1 pseudogene is annotated in these 600 nt (G+C 71.7%); it reads left to right on the top strand.

The features are described 5' to 3' along the window. Nucleotides 1-600 (top strand): annotated as a pseudogene (locus HMPREF3086_RS08105) (DivIVA domain-containing protein); the annotation flags it as partial.

A 600-nucleotide genomic window follows, 5' to 3' on the forward strand; every position in this document is an offset into this window, starting at 1 on the left:
CGACGCCGGCCCCGGCGCCCACCACTCCCGCTCCCGCCGCCGCGACCCCGTCGCTCGGCAAGGGCGAGGACGACGGCGCCGCCAACAACGAGACGCACCTGCGCGCCGCCCGCGTCCTGGCCATGGCCCAGGAGATGGCGGACCGCCTGACCGGCGAGGCCAAGAAGGAGTCCGACGGGCTCATGGCCAAGGCCCGCAGCGAGTCGGACCGGCTGGTCGGCGACGCCCGGACGCAGTCCGAGAAGCTGGTCAACGACGCCAAGTCGCAGGCCGAGAAGATGGTCGGCGACGCGCGCCGCGAGGCGGACAAGCTTCTCGCCGAGGCCAAGAGCAAGTCCGACGGCATCGTCAAGGATGCCCAGGCCCGGTCCGAGCAGCAGGTCAAGGAGGCGCAGGCCAAGGCCGACGCCCTGCAGGCCGACGCCGAGCGCAAGCACACCGAGATCATGGCCACGATCAACCAGCAGCGTGGCGTTCTCGAGAGCCGGATCGACCAGTTGCGGACGTTCGAGAAGGACTACCGCAGCCGTCTCACCAGCTACCTGGAGAACCAGCTCGCCGAACTCGGCAAGACCGGCTCCGCCGCCCCGGCGGCCCCCG

The sequence above is a fragment of the Dietzia sp. HMSC21D01 genome (genome assembly GCF_001815995.1).
Classification (GTDB): Bacteria; Actinomycetota; Actinomycetes; order Mycobacteriales; family Mycobacteriaceae; genus Dietzia; species Dietzia cinnamea.